Source organism: Nostoc sp. CALU 1950 (assembly GCF_051172895.1).
Lineage (GTDB): Bacteria > Cyanobacteriota > Cyanobacteriia > Cyanobacteriales > Nostocaceae > Nostoc > Nostoc edaphicum_A.
The window spans coordinates 1-2,138 of the sequence record NZ_JBDNJQ010000343.1 but is presented as its reverse complement, the minus strand read 5'-3'; the positions used below and the strand labels follow the sequence as shown (position 1 = coordinate 2,138).

Below are 2,138 nucleotides of genomic sequence, written 5' to 3'. Positions count from 1 at the left end.
CAAAAACTGCATGAGCAAAAACCGCCTAAAAACCCACAAAGTCAACAGCCTAGGCTAGCACTGCAATCGCTAAAGCACTGCGACAAATACAATTGTAATAATCAATCCCTGTGGTTAGGGATTGATTATAGCGATCGCTCATACGGAACTGCGATCGCTTCTCTACTGGATAGACTTGCCATCACTTCTATTGTTAAAGCTTCGGCTGCATATTTTTATGCAATTGTTGCAGGGGTGATGAAGGTAAAAGTTCCGCCACACCTGTCCCCAGTGCTGAAAAAGGGTCGCATGAGGCGATTGTTGCGCTGACTAAGCTATAAATCTTGTAGAGCCTTATTCTCAGTAAAGCTGATAAATTTGTACAAAAAAAATCAATGCTTTTCTAGGATGCAAAAGAGTGCTTTGGGAAGGGGATCGAGTATCCCATGATAGACCGTTTGTTTAGCCAAACGCAGATGAAATCGTTCTTTGAATATCTGCCCAATCTCCTCTGGGCTAAAGCGGTAAGGCCCTTGTTCTCTTGTTTCCTCTTGAGAGAAGCATTTCAGTAACAGGTAGCACTTAGGCTTTAATAAGCTTGCAACTGTTTGCACGTAACTACCATAGCTTTGAGGTGGCAGAACATGGAAGCATCCTCTGTCGAGAATCAAATCGAAAGATTGTTCCAAACGACTGTTGAGAATATCATCTTGCTGAAACGAAATTTCTAATCCCTTTTGGTTTGCCTTTGCTGCCGCCTGACGAATGGCCGCCTCTGACAAATCTGTTCCCATCGTCTGAAATCCTCGTTCGGCTAGGGCAAGCGCTTGAGTTCCTGGCCCTGTTCCCAAATCCAGCACTGAACCATTGCTCAGTTCAAGGGTAAGGAGCGCTTCTTCGACATCTGGATCTAAGCTAGGGTTGAACCAGGGCATGGTTTCAACGGCTTGTTCTTGATAGAGCGCTTCCCAGTTCGGAAATTCTCGTTCGGTCATCATTAGTTACCCTTGTCTCATTTTAGACCTGTCCGGCTGCTAATACTAAATCTGCGGTCAAATCCAGCGCAGGGAAAATCACTGATTGAATTGTTTCCGTCCCCTGAAACACAGATTCTTCATATAGTCCATCTACCAGAGTTAGTAGAGTTATTTGGGCTTTCTGGGCATCAACAATCCAGTATTCAGGAATACCCCGTGCTGCATACTCAGAGCGCTTATAGCGGTAGTCTCTATCCTCATTTACCTTTCCTGGGGACACAACCTCAACTACCATTACTGGCGAAGGCATATCTGGAGTGATTGTAGCCCGTCCGAGAGCCATCGCTTCTAATAACTCCTGTGTCAAGATCATCAAGTCAGGCAATCGGACTCGTGTGCGACTGCCTATGACAACAAGTTCCGTATCTTTATGACGGATAAGTTGAATGGGAACAAACTTGAGAAATTGTGACAGTAGATAAAGAGAGATTAAGTTATTTCTATCGCTTTCTGGTGGCATTTCAACCAACTCTCCATCCACAAGTTCATACTTGGTATCTGTGCCATCATCATAGGCAAGGTACTCCTCAAGGGTAAGTTTCTTGACTGCTGTGGTCATAAACCCTTTTTTACTCTCTAAACTTACATTTTACTAATTTTTGGATATTTCAATACTGGCATATTTTAGAACTCTCCTAAATTCCTAGCGCCACGCCGTCTCTACCAGTATTTCTTTGCTGTTGTTAAATTTGATAAATTCTTGCCTAAAGGCAATAAAACATATCAACCAGCCTATGAAAGCACACCGTAGCCCCACTTGGAAACTGCGGCATTCCACCGTTCAATAGCAATTCTTCTTGACTTTGCAGATAATAGTTTTAGAGGTAATTATCTAAGAGGTTGATTGTGGTCTTTGCTCAAACCAGTCCCCCAGAAGTAATAACAACTCGCCTGACGTTAGACGAGTACCGGGCTATGGAAGAAACAAACCCAGAACGCCATGAATACCGTAACGGAGAGATTATTACTATGTCGGGAGGTTCGGAATCTCATAGCGCAATTGCCAGCAATTTCTTAATAACTCTAGGGTTTTTACTGAGAGACACCGATTTTCGTTTGTATAACAGCCAGGGCTATTTCATTCTGATTGAGTAATTGATATGGTACTGAAGTCATCTCACC

At 43.3% G+C, this 2,138-nt stretch carries 4 protein-coding genes; 2 read left to right on the top strand and 2 right to left on the bottom strand.

All coding sequences use genetic code 11. The annotated features are described in order from the left end of the window. A partial coding sequence (locus tag ABF638_RS37760; RefSeq protein WP_435027850.1) for a hypothetical protein occupies positions 1-309 on the top strand: 309 nt, incomplete at its 5' end. Positions 310-371: 62 nt separating this feature from the next. Here ABF638_RS37760 and ABF638_RS37755 read toward each other — a convergent pair. After that, positions 372-977 carry a class I SAM-dependent methyltransferase gene (locus tag ABF638_RS37755; RefSeq protein ID WP_435027849.1) on the bottom strand — a complete coding sequence of 202 codons (606 nt, stop codon included), beginning with the start codon at positions 975-977 and terminating at the stop codon, positions 372-374. Positions 978-996: 19 nt separating this feature from the next. After that, a complete protein-coding gene (locus ABF638_RS37750; RefSeq protein ID WP_435027848.1) occupies positions 997-1,575 on the bottom strand; it encodes a Uma2 family endonuclease in 579 nt (192 codons plus the stop codon). 287 nt (positions 1,576-1,862) lie between these two features. Between ABF638_RS37750 and ABF638_RS37745 the strand changes: the two genes are divergently transcribed. Then, positions 1,863-2,111 carry a Uma2 family endonuclease gene (locus tag ABF638_RS37745; protein ID WP_435027847.1) on the top strand — a complete coding sequence of 83 codons (249 nt, stop codon included), beginning with the start codon at positions 1,863-1,865 and terminating at the stop codon, positions 2,109-2,111. Positions 2,112-2,138 lie beyond the last annotated feature (27 nt).

Bases quoted from the DNA above. Each gene is read 5' to 3' on its own strand.
- ABF638_RS37755 (WP_435027849.1), bottom strand. From the start codon at position 977: ATGATGACCGAACGAGAATTTCCGAACTGGGAAGCGCTCTATCAAGAA.
- ABF638_RS37750 (WP_435027848.1), bottom strand. From the start codon at position 1,575: ATGACCACAGCAGTCAAGAAACTTACCCTTGAGGAGTACCTTGCCTAT.